Genomic DNA, 1810 nt, shown 5'->3' with positions numbered 1-1810 from the left:
CACCCTCGCCAAAGGCGAAGGCCGCTACAACCCCCTCGGCTACCACGTCGGCACCGTCTGGCCCTTCGACAACTCCATCATCGCCTGGGGCCTACGCCGCTACGGCTACACGCACGAGGCGGGGATCATCGCGGAGAGCATGTTCGAGGCGGCCGCGTTCTTCGACGGCCAGCTTCCCGAGGCGTTCGGCGGGTTCGACCGCGGTCAGACGAAGAGCCCGATCCGGTACCCAGCGGCCAACAGCCCGCAGGCATGGTCCACCGCCGCCCCGCTGCTGCTGCTGCGCGCGATCCTCGGCTTGGAGCCGTACGGGGACGACCTCACCTCGGCGCCCGCGTTGCCCGCCCGGTTCGGCCGGATCGAACTGCTCGACGTGCCGGGCCGGTGGGGTCGGATCGACGTCGTCGGGACCGCCCGTTCCGGGAGCTGAGCCGACACCCGGGTCCGGGAACTGAACCGGCCGGCGCGGAACCGGTGCGGCGGCGGGTCGGGCGCGGTCAGACCCAGCCGCGGAGCGCGGCCTCCGCGCCGGCCTGGAAGCGGCTCTCCGCGTCGAGCCGTTTCATCAGTTCGGACACGGTACGGCGGACCGTGCGCTCGGAGAGGCCCAGTTGCCGGCCGATGGCCTCGTCGGTGCGTCCCCGGCGGAGCAGCCGGAGCACCGCGGTCGCCTGGCTGCCCAACTCGTCGCCGTCGCCCGCCGGGCAGGTGGCGAGCGGCCGACCGCTCTCCCACATCAGGTCGAACAGCAGGCACAGCGCGGCGACCATGCCCCTGCCGCGGATCTCCAGGGCCCCACGCCCGGAACTCGGCTCGATCGGCAGGAGCGCGAACCGCTGGTCGACGAGGGTCATCCGGATGGGCGCCTCCGGCACCACCCGGCTCTCCTCCCCGTACCCGGCCATCGATTCGGCGTAGGCGCGGGAGGCGGCGTCGCGCAGCACGCTCTCCTGGTAGATGTGCCGGATCGTGAGACCCCGGGACAGGGCGGCCCGGCTCAGCGTCGTGCCGGTCTCGATGGCCGCCGCCGGCATCGCCTTGGCGGTCAGCGTCATGAAGCTCTCCGAAGCCGTGTTGACGTGCTCGGCCAGGCGGTCCCGGACCATGTCGATGCCCTCCAGCCGGACCACCTCCTCGCGCTCGTGCCGGGTGTCCCGGCTGGCGACGCGGGCCAGGATCGTGGCCCGGGTCGCCCGGATCTCCGCCTGCTGGGCGAGCATCCGTTGCTCGGCCTGGTCCAGCAGCGTGATCAGGCCGATCTGCGGGCTGACCGCGTGCAGGAATCCGGGGCGGCTGCGGGAGGGCAGGATGAGTGCCCGGTCGGCCAGGGCGGACAGCGCGTCGTGTACGGCCGTCTCGGTGATGTCGAGGCCGGCGACGAGTTCGTCGATGTCCCAGTTCGGGTGATCCAGCATGGCCCAGTAGACGGCTTCGGCTGTCGCCGACACTCCCAGCCGTTCGAGCACGAGACCCTCCACATTGGTCGCTGCGTGGATCACACTAATTGAATTCGACATCGACGCAAAGCCCTACTTCCGGCATCGGCGCAAGGTCCTGGTTTCCGCCTCGGAAGGCGAAAGGCGCTGGTCACAGCGGATATGGATCGGGCGTCCGGGGCAAACGGCAACCCGTGCGTCGAAACGGGTTTGCCGGAACGCATCGGGTTTGTTCGACTGCGGAAATTCAGCCGCCCGTCGTGGGGGGGGGGGGGGGGGGGGGGGGGGGGGGGGGAGGGAGGGGGTGGGGGGGGAAGCGGGAGCGTGAAAGGGGACGGGCGTGTATGCCAACAGCCGGCGCGAGAAACCGAGGA

Annotated in this window: 1 protein-coding gene and 1 pseudogene; one reads left to right on the top strand and one right to left on the bottom strand. The window is 71.2% G+C overall.

Annotated elements, in window-relative coordinates:
• A pseudogene (locus tag ACXN5W_RS30275) lies at positions 1-430 on the top strand (glycogen debranching N-terminal domain-containing protein); the annotation flags it as partial.
• A 67-nt stretch (positions 431-497) separates the two neighbouring features.
• On the opposite strand, the gene ACXN5W_RS30270 reads toward ACXN5W_RS30275, so the two are convergent.
• Complete coding sequence (locus ACXN5W_RS30270; protein WP_473161803.1) at positions 498-1415, bottom strand: LuxR C-terminal-related transcriptional regulator; 918 nt, start codon at positions 1413-1415, stop codon at positions 498-500.
• Positions 1416-1810 lie beyond the last annotated feature (395 nt).

This window comes from Plantactinospora sp. A48 (assembly GCF_055793945.1).
This window is presented reverse-complemented; position numbering and strand designations above follow the sequence as displayed.